The sequence below is a fragment of the Sphingomonas sp. genome (assembly GCF_035910975.1).
GTDB lineage: Bacteria > Pseudomonadota > Alphaproteobacteria > Sphingomonadales > Sphingomonadaceae > Sphingomonas.
The window spans coordinates 1099116-1122269 of the sequence record NZ_JAMHWM010000029.1; the positions used below are offsets into that span (position 1 = coordinate 1099116).

At 68.2% G+C, this 23154-nt stretch carries 17 protein-coding genes and 1 pseudogene; 6 read left to right on the forward strand and 12 right to left on the reverse strand.

The features are described from left to right. Positions 1 to 4 precede the first annotated feature (4 nt). Positions 5 to 1654, forward strand: a complete 1650-nt coding sequence (locus VYI76_RS11735) for a hypothetical protein (RefSeq protein ID WP_326524917.1) — start codon at positions 5 to 7, stop codon at positions 1652 to 1654. Here VYI76_RS11735 and VYI76_RS11740 read toward each other — a convergent pair. The 5 genes from VYI76_RS11740 to VYI76_RS11760 all read right to left on the reverse strand — a co-directional run bounded on the left by VYI76_RS11740 (position 1614) and on the right by VYI76_RS11760 (position 8310). After that, positions 1614 to 2777, reverse strand: coding sequence for a GNAT family N-acetyltransferase (locus tag VYI76_RS11740; protein ID WP_326524918.1), 1164 nt, complete (start codon positions 2775 to 2777; stop codon positions 1614 to 1616). The genes VYI76_RS11735 and VYI76_RS11740 overlap by 41 nt on opposite strands. A 760-nt stretch (positions 2778 to 3537) precedes the next feature. Next, positions 3538 to 4818: a mechanosensitive ion channel family protein gene (locus VYI76_RS11745; RefSeq protein ID WP_326524919.1), complete on the reverse strand. Its 1281-nt coding sequence runs from the start codon at positions 4816 to 4818 to the stop codon at positions 3538 to 3540. Continuing rightward, positions 4815 to 5999 (reverse strand): cystathionine beta-lyase, encoded by a 1185-nt coding sequence (gene metC, locus VYI76_RS11750; RefSeq protein ID WP_326524920.1) that lies wholly within the window; start codon positions 5997 to 5999, stop codon positions 4815 to 4817. Before metC ends, VYI76_RS11745 begins: the two co-directional genes overlap by 4 nt. Continuing rightward, a complete protein-coding gene (locus VYI76_RS11755; protein ID WP_326524921.1) occupies positions 5996 to 6811 on the reverse strand; it encodes a sulfurtransferase in 816 nt (271 codons plus the stop codon). Before VYI76_RS11755 ends, metC begins: the two co-directional genes overlap by 4 nt. Further along, on the reverse strand, positions 6811 to 8310 hold the full coding sequence (locus tag VYI76_RS11760) for a S10 family peptidase (protein WP_326524922.1): 1500 nt from the start codon (positions 8308 to 8310) through the stop codon (positions 6811 to 6813). Before VYI76_RS11760 ends, VYI76_RS11755 begins: the two co-directional genes overlap by 1 nt. A 177-nt stretch (positions 8311 to 8487) precedes the next feature. Between VYI76_RS11760 and queF the strand changes: the two genes are divergently transcribed. The 3 genes and pseudogenes from queF to VYI76_RS11775 all read left to right on the forward strand — a co-directional run. Then, positions 8488 to 8934 carry a preQ(1) synthase gene (queF, locus tag VYI76_RS11765; RefSeq protein WP_326524923.1) on the forward strand — a complete coding sequence of 149 codons (447 nt, stop codon included), beginning with the start codon at positions 8488 to 8490 and terminating at the stop codon, positions 8932 to 8934. 118 nt (positions 8935 to 9052) lie between these two features. Beyond that, positions 9053 to 11317, forward strand: a complete 2265-nt coding sequence (locus VYI76_RS11770) for a glycosyltransferase family 4 protein (RefSeq protein WP_326524924.1) — start codon at positions 9053 to 9055, stop codon at positions 11315 to 11317. 41 nt (positions 11318 to 11358) lie between these two features. Further along, positions 11359 to 12645: pseudogene (locus tag VYI76_RS11775) on the forward strand (glycoside hydrolase family 130 protein); the annotation flags it as partial. A 130-nt stretch (positions 12646 to 12775) separates the two neighbouring features. Here the strand turns inward: VYI76_RS11775 and VYI76_RS11780 are convergent. The 5 genes from VYI76_RS11780 to hflK all read right to left on the reverse strand — a co-directional run bounded on the left by VYI76_RS11780 (position 12776) and on the right by hflK (position 19425). Continuing rightward, positions 12776 to 13999: a M20 metallopeptidase family protein gene (locus VYI76_RS11780; RefSeq protein WP_326524925.1), complete on the reverse strand. Its 1224-nt coding sequence runs from the start codon at positions 13997 to 13999 to the stop codon at positions 12776 to 12778. A 34-nt stretch (positions 14000 to 14033) separates the two neighbouring features. Next, entirely contained in the window at positions 14034 to 15692 is a 1659-nt protein-coding gene (locus tag VYI76_RS11785) for a helicase HerA-like domain-containing protein (RefSeq protein ID WP_326524926.1), read from the reverse strand. A gap of 68 nt (positions 15693 to 15760) precedes the next feature. Beyond that, entirely contained in the window at positions 15761 to 17296 is a 1536-nt protein-coding gene (locus VYI76_RS11790) for a Do family serine endopeptidase (protein WP_326524927.1), read from the reverse strand. A gap of 102 nt (positions 17297 to 17398) precedes the next feature. Beyond that, the gene (hflC, locus tag VYI76_RS11795; RefSeq protein WP_326524928.1) at positions 17399 to 18259 is read right to left on the reverse strand and encodes a protease modulator HflC; all 861 of its coding nucleotides are present in this window, start codon (positions 18257 to 18259) and stop codon (positions 17399 to 17401) included. After that, a complete protein-coding gene (gene hflK / locus VYI76_RS11800; protein ID WP_326524929.1) occupies positions 18256 to 19425 on the reverse strand; it encodes a protease modulator HflK in 1170 nt (389 codons plus the stop codon). Before hflK ends, hflC begins: the two co-directional genes overlap by 4 nt. 244 nt (positions 19426 to 19669) lie before the next feature. On the opposite strand from hflK, the gene VYI76_RS11805 reads away from it, so the two are divergent. Together VYI76_RS11805 and VYI76_RS11810 are read left to right on the forward strand one after the other, a co-directional pair. Continuing rightward, a complete protein-coding gene (locus tag VYI76_RS11805; RefSeq protein ID WP_326525108.1) occupies positions 19670 to 20458 on the forward strand; it encodes an Mrp/NBP35 family ATP-binding protein in 789 nt (262 codons plus the stop codon). Position 20459: 1 nt separating this feature from the next. Then, complete coding sequence (locus tag VYI76_RS11810; RefSeq protein WP_326524930.1) at positions 20460 to 20900, forward strand: CoA-binding protein; 441 nt, start codon at positions 20460 to 20462, stop codon at positions 20898 to 20900. Here the strand turns inward: VYI76_RS11810 and VYI76_RS11815 are convergent. Next, positions 20891 to 21181, reverse strand: coding sequence for a DUF1294 domain-containing protein (locus VYI76_RS11815; protein ID WP_326524931.1), 291 nt, complete (start codon positions 21179 to 21181; stop codon positions 20891 to 20893). The genes VYI76_RS11810 and VYI76_RS11815 overlap by 10 nt on opposite strands. A 76-nt stretch (positions 21182 to 21257) precedes the next feature. Continuing rightward, complete coding sequence (locus tag VYI76_RS11820; RefSeq protein ID WP_326524932.1) at positions 21258 to 23138, reverse strand: S9 family peptidase; 1881 nt, start codon at positions 23136 to 23138, stop codon at positions 21258 to 21260. Positions 23139 to 23154 lie beyond the last annotated feature (16 nt).

Sequence of the window (23154 nt, forward strand, 5' to 3'; positions counted from 1 at the left end):
GGCGATGGACGGGGGCCTTTCAACGCCGCGCTGGTGGCAGACGCGGATGTTCGTGATCGCGGTGGCGATCGTCACCGCCATCCCGCTGCTGATCCCCGACATCGCGCCGCTGGTCGACCTGCCGGGGCATATGGCGCGATACCGGGTCCAGCTGTCGCACGGATCGGTGCCATGGCTGAACGACTGGTATAATTTCGACTGGCAGCTGATCGGCAACCTTGGGCTCGATCTGCTGATCGTGCCGCTGGAACCGATCTTCGGCCTGGAACTCGCGGTCAAGCTGATCGTCCTGACGATCCCGTCGCTTACCGCGATCGGCTTCTTGTGGATCGCACGGGAGGTCCATGGGCGCATCCCGGCCACCGCGCTGTTCGCGCTGCCGCTCGCCTACAGCTACCCCTTCCACTTCGGCTTCGTGAACTTCGCGCTGGCGATGGCGCTGGCGCTCAACGCCTTTGCACTGTGGCTGCGGCTGGCGCGGACCGGGCATCTGCGGCTGCGCGCCGTCCTGTTCGTGCCGATCGGCCTGATATTGTGGCTGACCCACACCTTCGGCTGGGGCGTGCTGGGCGTGCTGGCCTTTTCCGCCGAGCTGATCCGCCAGCACGATCTGCGCCGGGAGGAACGGGGCTTCGTCGCCGGCTGGGTGGTGCCGTGGTTCTGGGCAGGCATCCACTGCGTGCCGCTCGCCCCGCCCGCCGCGCTGATGCTGGCCTGGCGCACCGGCGGCCATGTGACCGGGCAGACCGGCGACTGGTTCAACTGGCAGGCGAAGGTCAACTGGCTGACGATGGTGATCCGCGACCGCTGGATGCCGTTCGACATCGCTTCGGTCGCGGTGCTCTACCTGATCCTGTTCAAGGGCGTGCGCGACCCGAATATCCAATATTCCCGCAACCTGGGTCTGTCGGCGCTGTTCCTGCTCGCGGTGTTCATCCTGCTGCCCCGCATCGTGTTCGGATCGGCCTATGCCGACATGCGGCTGGCGCCGTTCATGATGGCGATCGCGATCCTGTCGCTGCGACCGCGCACCGGCATGTCGATGCGCGGCACCGCGACGCTGGCGCTGGCCGGGCTTGCCTTCTTCCTTGTCCGCACGGCGGGCACGACGATCAGTTTCTGGCTGTACGACCGCAGCTACGACCGCGAGCTGAAGGCGCTGGAGCATCTGCCCAAGGGCGCCCGCCTCGTCAGCTTCGTCGGCGAAACCTGCTACAACCAGTGGACGATGACCCGGTTGCAGCACATCCCCGGCATGGCGATGGTGCGGCGGCTGGCCTATACCAACGACCAGTGGTCGATGCCCGGCGCCCAGTTGCTGACCGTCCGCTACGCCGCCGCCAAACGCTATGCCCATGATCCGTCGCAGATCGTCACCTCCACCCAATGCCCGACCGAATGGTGGCGGCCGGTGTCGATCAGCCTGGTCCGCTTCCCGCGCGAGGCGTTCGATTATGTCTGGCTGATCAGCCCGCCCAACTACGACAAGAGGCTGGAGCAGGGGCTGATCCCCGTGTGGCGCGACGGGAACAGCGCGCTGTTCCGCATCGACCATTCGCTCGACCCCGGAACGCTCTCGATCGACGACTGGGGGCCATACCGCGAGATCATGCTCAAGCGCCGCGCCCGGCTGATGGGGCATCCGAAGCCCTGAACGGCGTCATCTCGCCGAGGAATTCGCGCTCGTGCGCTACGGCCAGCCGCTCACGTTCGAGGAAATCGGCGATGGCGCGGCGAAAGTTCGCATCGAGGATATAGTGCGCGGAAAAGGTCGGCACCGGCACATAGCCGCGCGCCAGCTTGTGCTCGCCCTGCGCCCCCGCCTCCACCGTCGTCAGTCCGCGCGCGATAGCGGCGGCGATGGCCTGGTAATAGCAGAGCTCGAAATGGAGGAAGGGCACGTCCTCGCTGCACCCCCAATAGCGGCCGTAGAGCGTGTCGGCGCCGATCAGGTTGAGCGCGCCCGCGATCGGGACCCCGCCACGTTCGGCGAGGATCAGCAGGCAGGCGTCGCCCATCGCCCACCCCAGCAGCGAGAAGAATTCGCGGGTGAGGTAGGGGCGCCCCCATTTCCGGCTGCCGGTATCCTGATAGAAGGTCCAGAAGGCGTCCCAATGGCCTTCGGTGATCTCGGTGCCTGCGAGATGGCGGATCGTCAGCCCCTCGACCGCCGCCGCCCGCTCGCGGCGGATCGCCTTGCGCTTGCGGCTCGCCAGCGCGGCCAGGAAATCGTCGAAGCTGGAGTAGCCCTGGTTCTTCCAGTGGAATTGCACGCCCTCGCGGACCAGCCAGCCCGCCGCCTCGAACAGCGGCAGTTGATCCGGCGCGATGAAGGTGGCGTGGGCGGAGGACAGCCGGTGCCGGTCGGTCACCGCCTCGATCGCCGCGACCAGCGCGGGGGCGGCGGCGGGATCGCGCAGCAGCAGGCGCGGCCCGGGCACCGGCGAAAAGGGCACCGCAATCTGGAGCTTGGGGTAATAGCGCCCGCCGGCCCGCTCCCACGCATCGGCCCAGCCATGATCGAACACATATTCGCCTTGGCTGTGGCTCTTGGCATAGGCCGGGGCGATCGCGGCGGGCGCGCCGTCGGCGCCGTCGAAGACGATCGGTACCGGCTGCCACCCGGCCTCCGCCGTCGCCGAGCCCGAGGCTTCGAGCGCGGACAGGAAGGCGTGGGAGACGAACGGGTTGCCGCTGCCGGCGCACGCATCCCACTGGTCGGCGGGGATGGCGGACACGCCGTCGGCGATGCGGGCGGTGACGGGGGGCAAGCTCACGCCCGCATATCTAGGGTCGCGGGATGCCAAGGGAAATGGGCGGTCCCGATCGGGCAAAGGTGACGCAAACACGATCAATTCGTCCACCTTTGTCACTTTTGCCGCGCGGGGGGGTGTTTGAGCTGTCAGGCGAGGTGGTGAACGATGGCCGCGACATGGCCTGACGCAAGCAAATCAATTCCAACATTTCAACGGGCTGGTGCGACGCCCGCAGGCCTTCTCCGGAGGGAGAAGGATACCGTAGCCTGCTCCGGCGCAGGCCGGAGTTAGCGAAGGTTGGATGAGGGGACTGGCGCCATCGAGAGGGTGACACCCTCACCCAGCTACGACTAGGCAGCAAGCTGCCAAGTCTGCGCAACCCTCTCCCACAGGGAGAGGGAAGGGGGTCGCCGCGGCGACGTCACAGCAACCTGTGGACAGAGCAGCCAGCTACAAGTCGAAAAACGGTCTCAAGCTGATCAAGGGTTGGTTTGAACCCAAACTGTTGAAACACCGTATTTCGACGCCCAACGCTTCGCGGCTGCCAAAGCGTTAGCGAGCGAGCCGTCATCATCCGGTAGCGAACAATATCCTAGCCATTCGCCACCAGTCGGCGTCCACGCTGAACCTGTTCCGAAAAAGCGCCCATCGTCAGACGCCTCCACAATCATCTACGGTTCTTCTTCACCACAGTCTGGCGCTTGCGCGCCTGGAGGAAGATAGATCACATCGACCATAGGCCGACATGGCAACGGGAGTGCCAACGTCCGCAAGTCGGGCGCTACCCGCCCTCCCCCACTCCCGCTTCCGCCAGCCGCACATCCCTTTGCGGCACCGGCACCTTCACCCCATTCTCCGCGAACAGCGTCCAGATGCGCTTCAGCACATCGGCCTTCACATTGCCGACGCCGCCTTCGGGATCGCTGATCCACACGCGGACCTCATATTCCAGCGCATAATCGCCGAAGCCGGTCATCCATACCGCCGCCGCCGGGGTGTCGAGCACGCGGGCGCTTTCCTTCGCGGCGCGCATCATCAGGCTTTCGGCGAGGTCAACGTCGCTGTCATAGGCGATCTTGACGGGGATGGGCACGCGGACGTTGCGGTCGGAGAAGGACCAGTTCTCCACCTCCTGCGTCATCAGGATCTCGTTGGGGATCAGGTGCTCCTTGCCCTCACGCGTGATGACGCTGACGGCGCGGACGCCGATCTTGTTCACCCAGCCGAAGCTCTGGCCCACCGCGATGACGTCGCCCGGCTTGATCGAGCGATCCATCAACAGGATGATGCCGGCGATCAGGTTGCCGACCGTCTTCTGCAACCCGAAGCCGATCGCCAGGCCGAACGCGCCGGAGAAGACGGCGAAGGTGGTGAGATCGATGCCCAGCGCGTCGATGCCGAAGAAGAAGGCGACGATCAGCAGCGCGATACCGGCGAGCTTTTGCCCCAGCAGCCGCTGGGTCGCATCGAGGCCGCGCGTCTGAGCGAGGGCGTGGCCGACCGCGCGGTTGGCGACGCGCACCACCGCGAGCAGTACGACGATGGTCAGCAGCAATGTGACCAGCGACAGCAGCGACACCCGACGGCGCCCGATATCGATGCCGATCGCGTCGAGCGTGTCGGTGATCGGCGCGAGGCCGCCGACCGACTGGCTGAGGATCGCGAGGAAGACCAGCGCGGCGACCGTCCAGCTCATCCAGCGCGCGAGGTGGACGCCGCGCAGCAGGTTGAGCACCAGCATCCCGGTCGCCACGCCGAGCGCGGTGCCGACAATCAGCGCCGCGAGCGGCGGCCAGGACCAGGCGCGCGCGACGATCGCCAGCAGCAGCGCGGCGAGCGCGTGGCGCACGATCGCGCCCAGCCGATCACCGACCCCCTCGGCATGATCGCCGACCCGTGCCTTCCACAGCTCGCCCAGCGCAGGACCACCGCGCCGCCCGGCGACCCAGCCGGCGACCAGCGCGAGGGCGACGAGGACGAGCGCGACGGCGGCTTCGACCAGATCCTCGCCGCCTGGCCGGATCAGTCCGATGCCTGTCAACCCGGCCTCGACCTGCCTCATCCCCGCGCGGCCCGCCACGCGGCGAAACCGCGATCGAGATCGGCGATCAGATCGTCGGGATGCTCGAGCCCGATGTTGAGCCGCACCAGCGGCCCGCGTGCCCAACGCGTCGCGGTACGATAGCGCGCGGGATCGACCGGCAGCGCCAGGCTTTCGAAGCCACCCCAGCTGTAGCCGATGCCGAACAGGTCCAGGCTGTCGATCAGCGCGGCGCGCTCCACCTCGCCGCCGTCGATCAGCTCGAAGGCGAACAGGCCGGCGGCGCCGCTGAAGTCACGGTGGAAATATTCGCTGCCGGGGCAATCGGCGAGTGCGGGGTGGAGCACCGCCGCCACTTCCGGCCGGCCCTTCAACCACTTCGCGATCGTCAATGCGCTGTCCGCATGGCGATCCATCCTGATCGCCATCGTGCGCAGGCCCCGGCTGCCGAGCCAGGCGTCGTCGGCCGACACCGTCTGGCCGAGCTGGAAGCTGGTGTCGCGCAGGCGCCCCCAATATTCGGCCGTGCTGGTCACCGATCCCAGCATCACGTCCGAATGGCCGGAGATGTACTTGGTGCAGGCAAGAATCGACAGGTCGATTCCGAGCGCGATCGCCGGCAGGCGCAGCGGCGTCGCCCAGGTGTTGTCGAGCAGGGTGACGAGGCCGCGTTCCCGGGCGACGGCAGTGATGGCGGGAATATCCTGCACCTCGAACGTCAGGCTGCCGGGGCTTTCGAGGAAGATCGCCTTCGTCTTGGGCCCGATCAGTTCGGCGATGCCCGCGCCGATCATCGGATCGTAATAGCGGGTGGCGATCCCCATCCGCCTGAGCAGCCCGTTCGCGAGATTCCGCGTGGGATCATAGGCGCTGTCGGTGAGCAGAAGTTCATCGCCGGGCGACAGGACGCTGAGCAGCGCGGCGGCGATCGCGGCGACGCCGGAGGGGTAGAGGAACGTCGCCTCCGCCCCTGGCTCGAGTTCGGTCAGCGCGTCGGCGAGGCTCCACTGGGTCGGGGTGCCGCGACGGCCGTAGAACAGCCGGTGGTGGGTATCGCGACCCGCTGCGGCGCGGAGTTCGGCGACCGAGCCGTAGAGGATCGTCGAGGCGCGCCACACCGGCGGGCTGACGATGCCCTGCGTCCACTCGCTCCGGCGGCCGGCGCGGACGATGCCGGTTTCGGGGCGGTACGGGTCGCTCATCGGCCGGTCTCCTTGGGCGCCTCGGGATCGGCGCCCCATTCGGCCCAGCTGCCGTCGTAGAGCGCGACGTTCCGCGCCCCGAGCAGGGTCGCGGCGAAGGCGAGCGCGGCGGCGGTCACGCCCGATCCGCAGGTGGTGACGATCGGCTGGTCGAGTTCGATATCGGCGGCGTCGAATTCGGCGGCGAGCGCGGCGCGCGGCTTCCAGCGGCCATCGGGCTCGAACAGGCGCGCATAGTGAAGGTTGATCGCGCCGGGGATGTGGCCGGGCTCGATGCCCTCTCGCGGTTCGGGCTCCTCGCCGGCGAAGCGCGCGGGGCTGCGCGCGTCGACGATCTGGTCACGGTGCGCGACCGCCGCCTTCATGGCCGCCATGTCGAGCGCGCGGGTGGCGTCGCCTAGCACCGAGAAGCGCGCGGGCGCAGGCTCGACCACGCCGGCCTCGACCGGCAGGCCCGCCGCCTGCCATGCCGCCAGCCCGCCATCGAGGATCGCGACGTCGCGCGCGCCCATCGTTTTAAGCGCCCACCACGCCCGCGCGGCGCTGTGCAGCGGAGAATTGTCGTAGACCACGATGCGATCGCGATCCGACACGCCGAGCGCGCCCATCCGCGCGGCGAAGGCTGGGCCGTCGGCGAGGTTGCCGTCGGCGCCGTTGAGGCTGGGCAGGTCGACGAATATCGCGCCGGGGATATGCGCGCTTTCGAACTCGGCGCGGGCATCGCGGCCGTGCTCGGGCAGGAACCAGCTCGCGTCGAGGATGCGGATGTCGTCCTGCGCGGAAAGCCATTCGGGCGTGACCAGCGGTTCCATCAGCGGCCCCGGATGAACGCGCGGACGTCGCGGGTCAGCTTCGCGCGATCCTCGTCGCGGACGTACATCATGTGGCCTGAGTCGTAATATTCGAAATGGATGCGGCTCTTGTCGTATCCGGTGCGCGACAGCGAATATTCGGCGGCGAAGAAGGGGGTTGCGAAATCATACCAGCCTTGCCCCACGAAGATGCGCAGGCCCGAATTCTCGCGCAGCGCCTTCCCGATGTAGGGGGCTACGTTCATGTAGACATTGTTGTCGCGTCCGCCGCCCAGCCGCCAGTCCCACTGCGCACCAAGACTGCCGATCGTCACATAGCTGCGATCGGTCCGGTAGTTCAGATCACCGCGCGTGAAGGCGTTGATCGCGGCGGTATAGCCGGCGTCGATCCCGTAGAAGCTGGGATCGTTGTCGGGCGTCTCACCGGCATTGTCGAAATCGCGCCCGGTATAGCGGCTGTCGAGCCGACCCACCGTCAGCCCGCGATCGCGCAGCAACTCCTTGTAGAAGCGCCCCGGCTCGACGCGCAGATCGGCCTGGTCGAGATAGCGTTCGGAGAGTCCGGTGAAGCGTGCCAGATCGCGGCGGACGCTCGCACGCTCCTCCTGCGACAGCGCGTTGCCCTTGAGCAGCGCGGCGGCATAGGGGCCGGTCGCCCAGCGCCGCGCTTCGTCCGCGAACGCCGCCGCTCCCGTGGCCTGCGCCTTGCCGTGATACAGCGCGGTCACGGCCATCGACGGCAGGTTGAGGATGTGCGTCATCTCGTTGCCGGGCGTGTCCGCACCCGCGCCGAAATCGAGCACGGTCGAGATCAGCAGCACGCCGTTGAACGCGACGTCGTTGTAGCTGCCCTCCAGCTGGTTGAGCACCGCAGCGGAGCGGGTGGTGCCGTAGCTTTCGCCGCCGAGGTACTTGGGCGCGTTCCAGCGGCCGTGCTCGTTCAGCCACAGACGGATGAAATCGGCGATCGACCTCGCATCCTGGGTGACGCCGTAATATTCCTTCGGATCGGTCTTGCCGAGTGCGTGGCTGTAGCCCGTGCCGACCGGATCGATGAACACGATGTCGGTCACGTCGAGCAGCGAATCAGGATTGTCGAGGATTGGATAGGGCGGCGCGCCGTCGTCGCGCGCGTCGCTGGGGATCGCGACGCGCTTCGGCCCGAAGGCGCCCATGTGCAGCCACACCGACCCCGAACCGGGGCCGCCGTTGAACAGGAAGGTGACCGGCCGCCTGGGATCGACGCCGTCCTTGATGTAGCTGACCGAGAAGATCGCCGCCTTCGGCGTGCCGTCGTCAGCCTTCAGATAGGTTTCGCCGGCGATCGCGGTGTAGGCGACCGCCTGTCCGCCGAACACGCCGCGATGGCGGGTGACCGAGCGGTTGGGCGGCGGAACGTCCTCGGCCTTGCTCGCGGCCGGCCTAAGCGGCGGCGCGTCCTGCGCGGCGAGCGGTACGGAGATCAGGGCGGCGGCGGCGAAGACGAGGATATGGCGCATGGCGGCGCACCGTAGCCCGTCATTCCTCCCCTGCAAGGGGAGGTCGCATCGCACAGCGATGACGGAGGGGTGTCTCCGTATCGATGGCGCGACACCACCTCGGCGCACGTCCCGCGCGCTACCTCCCCTTGCCGGGGAGGATTGGACTTCGCTGGCGGTGGCCCTACATCCCGGCCCATGACACCGATCCATCTCGGCCAGGCCAGCAGCCTGCCCGCGTCGCCGGACGCCGCGACGCTCGACTATGTGCCCAACCCGCGCGCCGGCACGACCTATCTGGTGCGGTTCGCGGTGCCGGAGTTCACGTCGCTGTGCCCCGTCACTGGCCAGCCCGATTTCGCGCATCTGGTGATCGACTATGCGCCGGACGCGACCATTGTCGAATCCAAGTCGCTGAAACTGTTCCTGGGCGCCTTTCGCAACCACGCCGCCTTTCACGAGGATTGCACCGTCGGCATCGGCCAGCGGCTGTTCGACGAGATGGCGCCGCAGTGGCTACGGATCGGCGGATACTGGTATCCGCGCGGCGGCATCCCGATCGATGTGTTCTGGCAGTCCGGCCCGCCGCCCGCCGGCCTGTGGCTGCCCGATCAGGGCGTCCCACCCTATCGCGGGCGCGGCTGACCGCAGATTCATGTTGCGACGCACAATCGTCGCAACCATAGTCTTGCCCTAGCGTTGTGAGTCGATCGGCCGTCCTCCGGCTTGATCCATGTTGCATTCGCGAAGGAGCGTATCGGAGATGTCGCAGGCCAGCCCGTCGATCGCCCGTATCGCCCTGGTCGGCAATTACCTGCCGCGCAGATGCGGCATCGCGACGTACACCACCGACATTTTCGCCGCGTTGCGCGACCGTTTCCCGGACCTGACCGTCGATGTCTGGGCGATGGACGACCACCCCGGCCGCTACGCCTACCCGCCCGAGGTGACCGGCACGATCGCCGAACGGGACCGCGCCGACTATCTGGCCGCCGCCCGCGCGATCGAGGCGTCGGGCGCGCAGGCGCTGTGGCTCCAGCACGAATATGGCATCTTCGGCGGTACGGCCGGCGACCATATCCTGGCACTGCTCGACCGGGTGACGATCCCGGTCATCGTCACGTTGCACACCGTGCTCGAAAGGCCCGATGCCGACCAGCGCCGGGTGCTGGAGGCGATCCTGCGCCGGGCCGGCTGCGTCATCGTGATGGCGGAGCGCGGCCGCGACCTGCTCGAACGCGTCTACGGCGCCGATCCGCGCATGATCGCGACGATCCCGCACGGCGTGCCCGACCGGCCGCTGATCGACCCCGTGAGGCTGAAGGGCGCGTTCGGCTGGACGGGGCGCGACGTCGTCCTGACCTTCGGCCTGCTCGCGCCGAACAAGGGGATCGAGACGATGATCGCGGCGATGCCGGCGGTCGTCGCGGAGCATCCGTCCGCACTCTACGTGGTGCTGGGCGCGACCCACCCCAACCTGGTCGCGCACGAGGGCGAGGCGTATCGCGAGCGGCTGATGGCGCAGGCCGAGGCGCTGGGCGTCGGCGACGCGGTGCGTTTCATCGACGGCTTCGTCGAGCATGACGAACTGCTCGACCACCTCCAGGCGGCCGACATCTACGCGACCCCCTATTCGAACCCCGACCAGATCACGAGCGGGACGCTGAGCTACGCGGTCGGCATGGGCAAGCCGGTGGTATCGACGCCCTATATCCACGCGACCGAAATCCTTGCCGATGGCCACGGCGTGCTGGTCGATTTCGGCGACAGCGCCGCCTTCGCGCGCGAGATCACGGCGCTTATCGGCAACCAGGGAAATCGCGACCGGCTGTCGGCGCGAGCCTATGCGCGGGGCCGGTCGATGCTGTGGCCGCGCCTGGCAGAGGCCGCGATCGACCGCATCGGGCGGATCGTCGCCGCGCGCCCGCGGCGGCTGTCCAAAAGCGCCACCGGCGTCGCCATCCTGCCCCCCGATCTCGCCGCGGTCGAGCGCATGAGCGATTCGACGGGGATGCTCCAGCATTCGATCCTGTCGGTGCCCGATCGCCGCCATGGATATTGCATCGACGACAATGCCCGCGCGCTGATCCTGGTGACGCAGATGCAAGGTGTCGACCCGGTCGCGCGCGATCGCTGGACCAGCGTCTACGCCGCCTTCGTCCAATATGCCTGGAACCCCGACGCACGGCGTTTCCGCAATTTCATGAACTATGATCGCACATGGTGCGAAGAAACCGGCTCTGAAGATTCGAACGGCCGCGCGATCTGGGCGCTGGGCGTCACAGCGCGCGATTCGGACATGCCCAAACACCGCGACTGGGCGGCGCGCCTGTTCGACGAGACCGCCAGCCTGTCGCTCGACCTGGGCAGCCCGCGCGCGCATGCTTTCGCGATGCTGGGCGCGGCGGCGATGCTGGAGGCGCATCGCGGCCACGCGCTGTCGCGCCGCATCCTGGCGCGATTCGCCGACGAGCTGATGGCGCTGCTCGATCACGCGCGCCGGCCCGAATGGAGCTGGTTCGAGATTGTGCTGGCCTATGACAACGCCCGCCTGCCGGAGGCGATGATCCGCGCCGGGCTGGCGCTCGACCGGACGGACCTGATCGCGACCGGGATCGAGACGCTGGAATGGATCGTCGAGCGCCAGACATCGCCCGACGGCCGGTTCCGCGCGATCGGCACCGAAAGCTTCGGGCGGGCCTATGCCGATCCGCTGCCGTTCGACCAGCAGCCGCTGGAGGCGCAGGCGACGATCGACGCCTGCGCCGCCGCGTTCGATGCCACGGGCGACCGCCGCTGGCTGGACGAGGCACGCCGCGCCTATGGCTGGTATCTCGGCCGCAACGATCTGGACCTGCCGCTCGCCAGCGTCGGCGATGGCGGCTGTTTCGACGGGCTGCATCCCGGCGGGGTCAACCGTAACCAGGGCGCCGAATCGATCCTGGCGCTGCAACTCGCCGGCTGCACGCTATCGGCCCTTTCACAACGGGCCGGTTCCGTGGCAGGGCAGATGCCCGCGGCGGCCTGACCCGTCGTCATCTTCACATGATCACGCCCCGGGGGGGACGGATGCTCGACCTCTATACGCACCCGCTTCGCCTCCACGCCGATCCGTCGCGCGTGGTGGTGCGGCCGTTCCATATCGGCTGGGCCAACGCGTCGGCCGCGAACGGCGCGGAAAGCCGGACCGAGCGGCTGGTCCGCGAAGTGCTGGAGATGAACCCCCGCGAGGCGCACGAGCAGCTGGAAGCGGTGCTCAAGGACTTCGAGGCACGCCACTGGCAGACGCGCCGGGTGTTCATGACCCGGTATGACGAGATCGAGCAGCAGCTTGGGCTCGACGGGAGCGCGATCGGCGACGAGAAGCGCCAGTTGATCGGCGCCTATTTCTGCCATGAATACAGCTATGCCGCCGCCGCGCTGATGAACCCCAGCGTCGTGCCGCATTTCGACCAGTCGGGCATGCCACGCGGATCGCTGCGCATCCTGATGTCGATGCGCGCGGTGGGCGAAGGACACATAAGTTCGGTGGCGTTCCGCGAGGGGATCATCACCGCGGAGAACCAGCTGAAGCTGGCGCCCGAGCCGCCGTTCGCCACGGCGGCCGACGCGGTCGGCGACGAAATGGAAATGCCTGAAGGGCCGGTGACCGTGTACCGCCACCGCGATTCGACGCTGTCGGGCACCGTCATCTTCCCGATCACCGGCCAGCAATCCAAGGGGCTGGAGGACCTTCGCCTCGTCCACTTCACCCATGACGACGGCGAGGCGGAGTGGATCGGCACCTACACCGCCTACAATGGCAGCTCGATCCAGTCGGAGCTGATGCGGACGAAGGATTTCCGCGCGTTCGACCTGATCCCGATGTCGGGCAGCGCCAGCCGCAACAAGGGCATGGCGCTGTTCCCGCGCAAGATCGACGGGCGCTACATGATGATCGGGCGACAGGACGGCGAGAACGTCTTCATCATCTCCAGCGACCGGATCGACCATTGGGACGAGGGCGAGCTGCTGCTCAAGCCCAAATACCCCTGGGAACTCGTCCAGATGGGCAATTGCGGCCCGCCGATCGAAACCGACGCGGGCTGGATCCTGCTGACCCACGGCGTTGGCGCGATGCGCAAATATTCGATCGGCGCCGCGCTGCTCGACAAGGATGATCCGTCGAAGGTGATCGGGCGAACGCGCGAGCCGATCCTGGCGGCGGCCGACCAGGACCGCGAAGGCTATGTGCCCAACGTCGTCTACACCTGCGGCGCGGTGCGGCACGGGGACAGCCTGTTCATCCCCTATGGCATCGCCGATTCGTCGATCGGCTTCGGCTTCGTCGAGATCGAGAAGCTGCTGGCGCTGATGTACCGCGGGCGGCGCACGATGTGCTTACGCAAATCGCCGACTCGCCACGTCGGGCAGCGGCGCGGCGCAGCCGCTCCGCTGCCCGACGTGGCGCCTGGCCCGAAATTCGCCATGCCGGAACGACGACAGGCTATTGCGGCAAGCCACCCTCCAGCACCGCCTCCGCGAACGCGCAGTGCAGGGCGATGCCCTTGGCCATCACCGCCTCGTCGATCGTCATCTTCGTATTGTGCAGCGGCGGATTGGTGTCGGGATCGCTACCCTCCGCCGCGACGCCGATGAACGCCATGCAGCCAGGCACCTCGCGCAGGACATAGCTGAAATCCTCGCCGCCCATCATCGGCGCGGGCATCGTGCGCCAGCCGTTCTCGGCGTCGATCTCCTCGGCGATGCCGCGCACCAGGTCGATCGCGCGCGCATCGTTCATCGTCACGGGATAGCCCTCGTCGATCCGCACCTCCGCCGTGCAGCCGTGCGCCAGCGCGACATGTTCGGCGACGCGGATCAGGCCGGCGCGCGCCTTCTCGCGCGTCTGCGGCGACAGGGTGCGCAGCGTGCCGAGCATCGTCACCTCGCCGGGGACGATATTGTAGGCCGAACCGCCGGTGATCTTCGTGATCGACAGCACGGCGGGATCGGTGACCGGGATCTGGCGCGCCACGAAGCTGTTGAGCGCGGTGACGATCTCGCACGCGACCGGCAGCGGATCGACGCAGTCGTGCGGCATCGCGGCATGCCCGCCCCTGCCCTTCACCGTGAAGTTGAGCGAATCGGTCGAGGCGAGCAGCGGCCCGGCGCGGCTGACGACCATGCCCGACGGCATGTTGGGGGAGATGTGCAGCGCGAAGGCGGCGTCGGGCCGGGCGATGTCGATCAGCCCGTCCTCGATCATGAAGCGCGCGCCGTGATACCCCTCTTCGCCCGGCTGGAACATGAAGACGACGGTGCCGGGCAGTTCGTCGCGGCGGGCGCACAAGGCGCGGGCGGCGCCGACCAGCATCGCCGAATGGCTGTCATGCCCACAGGCGTGCATCGCGTTCGGGATGGTCGAGGCGAAATCGAGCCCGGTTTCCTCCTGCATCGGCAGCGCGTCCATGTCGCCGCGCAGCAGGACGGTACGGCCGTTGTCGCCCTTCGCCCCCGATCCGCCGCGCAGGATCGCGACGAAGCCGGTGGTCGAGGTCGATTCGTGGATTTCCAGCGGCAGCCCGTCGAGCGCCGCGCGCAGCTTGGCGGTAGTCTTCGGGCAATGCAGCCCGACCTCGGGCTCGGCATGGATCGCGCGGCGCAGCGCGACCACATCGGCGAGTTCGGCGGCGCCGGCGGCGGTCCAGCGGGTGACGGGGGCGTTCATGGGAAATCCTTTCGCCGGTATCCTAGACCCAGGGTCAGCCCCGGAACAACCCGCCCAGCACGCCGCGCACCAGCCCGCCCAGGATGCCGCCCGCCGCGCCGCCCCTCTTGCCGCCGAACACCGCCTTGGTCACCTCGTTCGCCACCACGCGGCCGGCGGCGGTGCTGGCGGAACGGGTGGCGGAGGTGACGGCGCGGTTCCACGGGTTGTTCGCCTCCTCGCGCTCGGCCTTGCGTTGCGCCTGCGCGTCGAGCCGCGCCTGGCGATCGGCGTCCTTCTGCGCCTGGACGCGGGCGCGTTCGGCTTCCTTGGCGGCCTGAGCGTCAGCCTTCGCCTGGAGTGCGGCGGCTTTTTCCGCCTCGTTCTCGGCCTTGGCCGCGGCGGCGGCGGCGGCAGCCTCCCCGGCCTTGGCGGCCAGCAGTTCCTCGGCGCTCTCGCGGTCGATGACGGTGTCGTATTTGTCACCGACCCCGTCGAGCTTGATGAGCACGCCGCGCTCGACCGGCGTCACCGGGCCGACGCGGGCGGAGGGCGGGCGGATCAGCGTGCGCTCGACCGGCGAGGGCGCGCCATCGGGCTGGAGCAGCGAGACCAGCGCCTCGCCGACCTTGAGTTCGGTGATCGCGGTGGCGACATCGACGCCCGGATTGGCGCGGAACGTCGTCGCGGCCGATCGTACCGCCGCCTGATCGCGCGGGGTGAAGGCGTTCAACTTGTGCTGGACGCGGTTGTTGAGCTGGGCTGCGACCGTATCGGGGATGTCGATCGGGTTCTGGGTGATGAAATAGACGCCGACCCCCTTTGATCGGATGAGGCGGACGACCTGTTCGACCTTTTCCAGCAATGCCTTGGGCGTGTCGTTGAACAGCAGGTGCGCCTCGTCGAAGAAGAAGACGAGCTTCGGCTTGTCGGGATCGCCGATTTCGGGAAGCGTCTCGAACAGCTCGCTGAGCAGCCACAGCAGAAAGGTGGAATAGAGCTTCGGCGACGCCATCAGCTTGTCGGCGGCGAGGATGTTGACGATGCCGCGCCCTTTATCGTCGCAGGCGATCAGATCGTTGATGTCGAGCGCGGGTTCGCCGAAGAAATTCTCCGCGCCCTGGCTTCGCAGCTGGAGCAGCGAGCGCTGGATCGCGCCGACCGACTGCTTGCTGACATTGCCGTAGGTAACGGTGAGTTCATCGGCACGGTTGGCGCATTCGGCGAGCATCGCCTGGAGATCGTCGAGGTCGAGGAGCAGCAACCCTTCCTTGTCGGCGACGTGAAAGGCGATCGTCAGCACGCCCTCCTGCACCTCGTTCAGGTCCATCAGCCGGGCGAGAAGGACCGGCCCCATTTCGCTGATCGTGGTGCGGACGGGATGGCCCTGCTGCCCGAACAAATCCCAGAACTGCACCGGATTGTCGGCATAGGCCCAGTCGGTCAGGCCGATCTCCGCGGCGCGGGCGGCGAAGATCTCGTGCGTCTTCGATTGCGGCGATCCGGCCATGGCGAGGCCGGATAGGTCGCCCTTCACATCGGCGACGAAGCTGGGCACGCCGGCGGCGGAGAATCCCTCGACCAGACCCTGCAATGTCACCGTCTTGCCGGTGCCCGTCGCCCCGGCGATCAGGCCATGACGGTTGGCGCGCTTCAGGACCAGTTCCTGCCGCGCGCCGTCCTTGCTGGCACCGATGAAGATCGAGTCGGCCATTTCCGCTATCCCTAAGCTGTTCGCCGCAGGGATAGCGGATGCGGCCGATGGCTCAAGCCGTGCCGGCCCTAACGCAGCCGAATGGCGACGTAGCGCGTGCCCCGACGCGGGGTCGAAACTTCCACCAGGACCGTTTCGCGACCAGCCGACCGCGCGGCAGCCACCGCGGCAGCGAGTTCGGCGGCGGTCGTGACCGGCCGTCCGGCGACGTTACCGATGATGTCACCGCGCGAGATACCCTTCGCCGCGGCATCGCTTGACGGGTCAGCGCCCACCACCGCGACGCCGCGAACTGTCGTGTCCAGCCCGAGCGTTCGTGCAATCTGCGGCGTCACCGGCACGACATTGAGCCCCAGCGTATTGCCGGACGGGACACCCGGCTGGTCTTGCGGTGTCGTACCATCTTCGGGCAAGCCGCCGTCGGCCGCGTTGAGCTGATCTTCCGCGGGGCGCGTTCCGACGGTTGCGGTCAGCGTCATCCGGCGCCCTTCGCGGATCAGCTCGATGGGGATGCGCGCGCCCGGCGCCTGATTGCCGACGATGAAGCTCAACGTCTGGTCCGGCGTCACATCCTGGCCAGCGATTTTCACGACCACGTCGCGAGGCCGCAGGCCCGCGCGCTCCGCCGGCCCGCCCGGCCGAACCTCGCCGATCAGCTCGCCGATATTCCGTTGCACGCCGAGCGCGGATGCCATGTCCGCATCAATCTGCTGAACCCCGACGCCCAGATAACCACGCTCTACGGCACGCCCCTTCATCAACGTGTCGATCACCGGCTTCGCGGTTTCCGCCGGGATGGCGAAGCCGATGCCGACATTGCCGCCGGTCGGCGAAAAGATCTGCGAATTGATACCGATGACGTTGCCGTTCAGGTCGAACATCGGCCCGCCCGAATTGCCCTGGTTGATCGAGGCGTCGGTCTGGATGAAGCGGCCCGCGTTGCTGACCCCGCCCGGAGTATTGCGGTGCACGGCCGAGACGATGCCGGCGGTCACCGTGCCGCCGAGGCCGAACGGATTGCCGATCGCGACGACCCAGTCGCCGACGCGCGTCGCCGCCGAATCGCCGAAGCGGACGAACGGCAGCCCGGTCGCGTCGATCTTGAGCAGCGCGAGATCCGAGGTCGGATCGCGCCCGATCAGCCGCGCCTTGTATTCCTTTCGGTCGGTCAGCGTCACGGTGATCGATTCGACCACCGCGTTGGTGCCCGCCGAGATCACGTGGTTGTTGGTCACGACATAACCGTCGGCCGAGATGATGAAGCCCGAACCCAGCGACTGCGCCGGCCGGGTGATCGGCGGGCCACCCTGGCCCTGGCCCTGCCCGCGCTGGCCGAAGCCGAACAGGTCGCCGAACGGCGTGCCTTCGAACGGGTTCTGCTGGCGGTTGACGGTCACGCGCTGGGTCGTCGAAATGTTGACGACCGCGGGCTGGAGCCGCGCGACCATGTCGGCGAAACTCATCGGCGCACCGGAGCGCGGCGCGGCGGCGGAGATCGCGCCGGGTTCGTTCTGCGCGGTCTGCGCCAGCGACGGCGACAGGGTGAGGGTGGCGGCGGTGCCGCCCAGCAGCAGGGCGGCGGTCAGGGCGTAGGCGTAACGCACGTGGCTGGTATTCCTCTCAACGAAATCTGGATGATCCCTCTGGCGACAGTGTCGCCTCGGGATGCTGAACGCTGACTGAAGCCGATCGGTTCGCCGATTGCCCTATCGTCCCCGGAATTCCCGCAGATAATCATTCTGCGGGCTGAGGATGATCGACGTGCCGGCCCGGCCGTTATCCGGATTGCCATCGGCGCCGAAGGTGTAACGGTAAGACTGCATCGCGCGGTAGAAATCATAGAATTGCGCGTCCTTGCCGAAACTGTCGGCATAGATTTTCGAAGCCTGGGCGTCGGCGTCCGCGCGGACGATCTGGGCGTTCCGCTGGCCCTGCGCGCGGATCGTCAGCGCCTGTTGCTGGCGCGCGGTGCGCATGCGGTTGAGCGCCGAATCGAGCGGGCTGCCGCCGGGCAGTTCGGCCTGCTTGATGCGGACATCGACGATCTGGACGCCGTATTGCGTCGCCAGGCGCTGGAGGCGGCTCTGGATATTGTCCATCACCACGGTGCGTTCCGGGGACAGCAGCACCGCGAAATCGACCTTGCCGAGTTCGGCGCGCAGCGACGAGGAGAACAGCGGGCGCAGCGCGTTGACCACGCCTTCCTCGCTGCGCGCCGTCACCACCATGCGCAGCGGATCGACCACGCGGAAGCGCGCGAAGGCGTCGACCTGCAGGCGCAGCTGATCGGTCGACAGCACCGGCTGGTTGTCGAGATCGACGTCGAGCACGCGCTTGTCGACCCACACGATGCGATCGACGAACGGGATACGTGCGATCACGCCCGCGCCGGTGTTGCCGAAATCGAGGTTCGGCTGCCACGCGTTGACGGTGCGCTTGGGCACCTCGAAGCGCAGGATCACCGCCTGGCGCGTTTCCGGCACGATGGTGAAGGTGCTGAAGACGAGGATGATCGCGGCGAGCACCAGCACGCCCAGCGTCATCGGGTTGCGCAGGAAACGGCTCATCGGGCGCCTCCCTGCTGGGCGGCGGGCGGGGCCGCCGGCTCCGCCTGGGGCTGGGGCTGGGGCTGGCCGCGGCGCAGTTCGGGCAGCGGCAGGTACGGCGTCACGCCGGGCGCCTCGATGACCGTCTTGTTCGACTTCGCCAGCACGGCCTCCATCGTCTCGTAATAGAGGCGCCGCCGCGTCACTTCGGGGGCCTGGCGATATTGTTCGTAGATGCGGTCGAACTGCGCCGCCTCACCCTGCGCGCGGGCGATCACCTGCTGCGCATAGGCACGGGCCTGGTTCAGGTCGGTCTGCGCCTGCTGCTGCGACGCCGACACCGCCTTGAAATCGTCGTTCACCGCGGCCGGTGGATCGGCCTTGCTGATCGCGACGCCCTGGATACGGATGCCCGAATTATAGTCGTCGAGGATCTGCTGGATACGTTCCTGCACGCGCGCTTCGATCACGGTACGGCCGGCGCCCAGCGCCTGATCGAGCAGCACCGACGACACCACCTCGCGCATCGCGCTTTCCGCCGTCGCGCGGACGGTGTCCTGCGGGCGGGCGATCTGGAAGGCATAGTCCTGCGGATTGGCGATATCCCAGCGCACCGAATAGCCGAGATCGACGATATTCTGATCGCCGGTCAGCATCAGGTTCTCGCTGCCCTGCGATTCGGGGAAATTCTCCGTGCGGATGTTCTGGACGTCGATCTTGGTCACGCTGTTGATCGGCGCGGGCAGGGTCACGTGGATGCCCGGTTCCAGGATGCGCGAATATTTGCCGAAAAAGGTGACGACGCCGCGTTCCTGCGGGCTGATCGACTGGAAGCTGGTGAACACCAGCCACACCGCGACCAGGATGCCGATGCCGATCGTCCACAGCCGGCCGCCGCCGATCCCGCCGGGCAGGCCACCGCCAAAGCCGCCCCCCCCGCCGCCACCGCCCGGTCCGCCGCGCTTGGCGCGCTTCAGCAGTTCGTCGAGCGCGCTGGGGCCGGCGGGGCGCCCACGCTTGCCCTCTGGCGGGAACGACCAGGGATTGCGCGGACCACCGCCGTCGCCCTTCCCCGAATCGCCGTTACCGTCGCCATCACCATCGCCGGCCTTGCCGCCCCACGGGCTCTTCGGCGGTTGGTTGGTCATTATGCCGCCGATCCCGCGCAGCCCCGAAAAGATGTTCATGCTGGCCTTTATAGGCACGCGCCTCCAGAAAAACAGTGGCGAGCCGCGAACGGCCCCCTAAATCGCCCAAAACACCCGAAGGCGACCGATGACCGAACCGACCATCCCCGACCTGCCCCCCGGTGCCACGGCGCGCGTGCGCGACGGGCGCGCCGACATCATCCTGGACGTGACCGGGCTCGACGCGGCGGCGGCGCAGGCGCTGGAGGTCACGGCGATCGCGGCAGCGGCGGCGGCGGGCGTCATGGACACCCGCGTGCTGCATACCAGCAGCCGCGCGCAACGCCGGCTGATCGCGGTGGCCAGCGGCAAGGGCGGGGTCGGCAAGTCGACCGTATCGGCCAACCTGGCGGTGGCGCTGGCGCGGGGCGGGCGCAAGGTCGGGCTGGTCGACGCCGACATCTCCGGCCCGTCGCAGCCGCGCCTGTTCGGCGTCGAGGACCGGAAGCCCGGCGCGCGCGACAACAAGATGATCCCGGTGGAGACCCCGGCGGGCGTGCCGATCGCCTCGGTCGGCGTGCTGGTGCCGGCGGGCCAGGCGATCGCGTGGCGCGGGCCGATGCTGGCGAACGCGCTGAACCAGTTGATCGACGCCCATTGGGGCAATGCCGATCCGCTGATCCTCGATCTGCCGCCCGGCACCGGCGACGTCCAGCTGACGATGGTGCAGAAGCACCGCCCGAGCGGCGCGGTGATCGTGTCGACCCCGCAGGATCTGGCGCTGATCGACGCGCGCCGCGCGATCGACCTGTTCGCCAAGGCCGGCGTGCCGATCATCGGCCTGATCGAGAACATGGCCGGCTATGCCTGTCCGCATTGCGGCGAGACGAGCGACCCGTTCGGATCGGGCGGGGCGGAGGCCGATGCGGCGCGGCTAGGCATCCCCTTCCTCGGCCGCATCCCGCTCAGCCGCGAGTTGCGCGCCGCGTCCGATGCCGGCACTCCGCCTGCGGCCGGGAACGGCCCGGACGCGGCGGCGTTCGAGGAGATTGCGGGCCGGGTCGATGTCTGGCTGACCGCCAACGGAGGATAGGATGCCGCTGACCCGCGACGAGGACATCAAGGCGCTGCTCGAAGGCGCGCGGACGATCGCGCTGGTCGGCGCGTCGGATCGCCCGGACCGCCCGAGCTACGGCGTGATGAAGCGGTTGCAGGACCATGGATACCGCGTGATCCCGGTCAACCCGCAAATCACCGGCGAGCATATCCACGGCGAATTCGTGTTCCGCGAACTGGCACAGCTGGGCGACCCGATCGATATCGTCGACATCTTCCGCCGGCCTCAGGCGGCGGGAGAGGCGGTGGACGAGGCGATCGCGATCGGTGCGAAGGCGGTGTGGATGCAGCTGGGCGTCGTCAACGAGGAAGCCGCCGCCCGCGCCGAGGCAGCCGGCCTGAAGGTGGTGATGGACCGCTGCCCGGCGATCGAGATCCCGCGGCTGGGCGTGGCGCGGGTTACGCCCGATCAGGCCTGAAGCGCACGCTCCGCGAGCGACCAGCCGATGCCCGTTACCGCCCCGCCCTGGATGATCGCGATCAGCGCGAGCCAGGTGGAAAAGGGTTGCTTGCGCGTCTTGTGCCGGAAATGCCGCCTGGCGAGGAACGCCGCCGGCGAGCCGCCGATCAGGGCGAGACCGAGCAGGTCCGATTCGCGAACGCGCCGCAATCCGTTGATCGCTCGCGCCTTGTCGTCGCCGAACGTCATGAAGGTCACGACATTGATTCCGAGCAGGACGAAGGCGGCGATCAGGATCATCGCCCCGCACCCTGGCCGCGCAGCGTTAACGACGCGTTGACGCCATCGCCGAGCGACGACGGCGCGGGCGCTTCGCCTACCGCCCCGGCTTCAGATGCTCGACGAAGAAGCCGACGATCTCGGTCGTCGATCGCACGCGGTTAGGCGTCTTGCGCCAGCCGTGCCCTTCGTCCGGGAACAGGGTGTATTTCACCGGCACGCCGCGCGCCTTCAGCGAGGCGACGATCTGTTCGGCCTCGACCACGGGCACGTTGGTGTCGTTGGCGCCGTGGAGCACGAACAGCGGGGTGGTGATGCGGTCGAGTTTGTGGATCGGCGACAGCGCCCGGAGCATCGCGGCCTCGGTCTTCGGATCGCCATATTCGGTGGTGGAGATCGCCGCCATCCACGGCTCGGTCTCGCGGAAGAAGCTCTCGAAGTTGACGATGCCGAACAGGTTCACGCCGGCGGCGAACATGTCGGGATATTCGGTGACGCCGGCCATCACCATGTAGCCGCCGTAGCTGCCGCCGACGATCCCCAGACGCTTCGGGTCAGCGATGCCCATCTTCACCAGCGCGTCGGTCGACGCCTTGATGTCGGCGACCGATCCCACGCGTTTGGCGCCGTCGTCCATCGCCATGAACGCCTTGCCGAAACCCGACGAGCCGCGCACGTTCGGCACGAACACCGCGATGCCGCTGGCGACCAGCGCCTGCGCGTCGGGGCTCATCACCGGCCGCGCCTGCCCTTCCGGTCCGCCATGATAGCTGAAGACCAGCGGCAGCGGCCCCGTCACGCCCCGTGGCCGGTAGAGCCAGCCCGACAGCTTCACGCCGTCCGGCGCGGCGTAGTGGATCAGTTCCGGCCGGACGAGGCTCGCGAGATCGACCCCGTCGTGCCGGCTCTGCGTCAGGCGCGTCACCGCATTGGTCGCGGTGTCGATGCTGTAGATGTCGGTGGTGCGGTCCGCGCCCGATCCGGTGACGAGCAGCGACCGGCCGTCGGCGCTGAATTCGCCAAGCGACACGATATCGACCGGCAGCTTCGGCCCGCCGCGCACCTTGCGCGTCGCGGTGTCGAGCCAGGCGATCTCGCTGCGCCCGCCGGCGTTCCACAACAGCGCGGCGAGCCGGCCGTTGTCGCTCAGCCGCCCGTCGTCGGCCACCGCATCCTCGCGGGTCGAAACCCAGCGGATCGGCCCCGCCTTGCCGTCCGCGCCGATCGCGACCGTGCCAAACGCCTGCCTGTCGCGCCCGACGTTGCTGGCGAGGTAGAGCATGCGGCCGTCGGGGGACAGCTCGCCCCAGTAACTTTCCGCCTTGCCGGTATGCGGCGTCGCCAGCGTTTCCTTGCCGGTCAGCAGATCGGTCACATAAACGTTGCTGTCGCCACGCCCGACGAGCCGCTCCATCGCCGCGCGCGGGCCCCGTACGGCGGTCAGCTGGTTGAGGCCCTGACCGGCGGTAATCATCTGCCACCGCCCGGTCGCGACCTCGATCAGCGCTGCGTCGATCGCGGCCGGATTGTCCTTGTTCGTGCCGACCATCAGCCGCGCGCCGTCGGGCGTCCAGCCGATCAGCTGGTTGTTGTCCTTGCCGCCCGGCGTCAGTTGCTTCGCGCCGGTGCCGTTCGGCTTCACCACCCAGATCTGGGTGTTGAGCCCACCACCCGGCGCGACCGAATAGGCGATCCAGTCACCCTTGGGCGACCAATAGGGGCTACCGACCGGGTCGGGCAGCCTGGTCAGCTGCATCGGGGCGCGGCGATCGCGCAGGGATCGCACCCACAGCTGGGGGCTGCCGCTCTCGTTGCTCAGATAGGCGACGCGCGTCCCGTCGGGCGAGAAGCTGGGCGCGGTCGCACTGTTGATCCGTCCCAGCGCGGCAACCCGCGCCGCCACGGCATCGCCCTTCGGGGCCTGCGCCTGCGCCGGTAGCGCGACCAAAGCCGCCGCCGCGAGAATCAGTGCCCGCATGATATGTCCCCTGTCC

What these genes read in the sequence shown, in the direction of transcription:
- VYI76_RS11815 (WP_326524931.1), bottom strand. Translation starts at nt 21,181, where the DNA reads ATGATCCTGATCGCCGCCTTCGTCCTGCTCGGAATCAATGTCGTGACC.
- VYI76_RS11735 (WP_326524917.1), top strand. Translation starts at nt 5, where the DNA reads ATGGACGGGGGCCTTTCAACGCCGCGCTGGTGGCAGACGCGGATGTTC.
- VYI76_RS11785 (WP_326524926.1), bottom strand. Translation starts at nt 15,692, where the DNA reads ATGGCCGACTCGATCTTCATCGGTGCCAGCAAGGACGGCGCGCGGCAG.
- hflC (WP_326524928.1), bottom strand. Translation starts at nt 18,259, where the DNA reads ATGAGCCGTTTCCTGCGCAACCCGATGACGCTGGGCGTGCTGGTGCTC.
- queF (WP_326524923.1), top strand. Translation starts at nt 8,488, where the DNA reads ATGACACCGATCCATCTCGGCCAGGCCAGCAGCCTGCCCGCGTCGCCG.
- hflK (WP_326524929.1), bottom strand. Translation starts at nt 19,425, where the DNA reads ATGAACATCTTTTCGGGGCTGCGCGGGATCGGCGGCATAATGACCAAC.
- VYI76_RS11755 (WP_326524921.1), bottom strand. Translation starts at nt 6,811, where the DNA reads ATGGAACCGCTGGTCACGCCCGAATGGCTTTCCGCGCAGGACGACATC.
- VYI76_RS11780 (WP_326524925.1), bottom strand. Translation starts at nt 13,999, where the DNA reads ATGAACGCCCCCGTCACCCGCTGGACCGCCGCCGGCGCCGCCGAACTC.
- VYI76_RS11810 (WP_326524930.1), top strand. Translation starts at nt 20,460, where the DNA reads ATGCCGCTGACCCGCGACGAGGACATCAAGGCGCTGCTCGAAGGCGCG.
- VYI76_RS11745 (WP_326524919.1), bottom strand. Translation starts at nt 4,818, where the DNA reads ATGAGGCAGGTCGAGGCCGGGTTGACAGGCATCGGACTGATCCGGCCA.
- VYI76_RS11760 (WP_326524922.1), bottom strand. Translation starts at nt 8,310, where the DNA reads ATGCGCCATATCCTCGTCTTCGCCGCCGCCGCCCTGATCTCCGTACCG.
- VYI76_RS11805 (WP_326525108.1), top strand. Translation starts at nt 19,670, where the DNA reads ATGGACACCCGCGTGCTGCATACCAGCAGCCGCGCGCAACGCCGGCTG.
- metC (WP_326524920.1), bottom strand. Translation starts at nt 5,999, where the DNA reads ATGAGCGACCCGTACCGCCCCGAAACCGGCATCGTCCGCGCCGGCCGC.
- VYI76_RS11820 (WP_326524932.1), bottom strand. Translation starts at nt 23,138, where the DNA reads ATGCGGGCACTGATTCTCGCGGCGGCGGCTTTGGTCGCGCTACCGGCG.
- VYI76_RS11770 (WP_326524924.1), top strand. Translation starts at nt 9,053, where the DNA reads ATGTCGCAGGCCAGCCCGTCGATCGCCCGTATCGCCCTGGTCGGCAAT.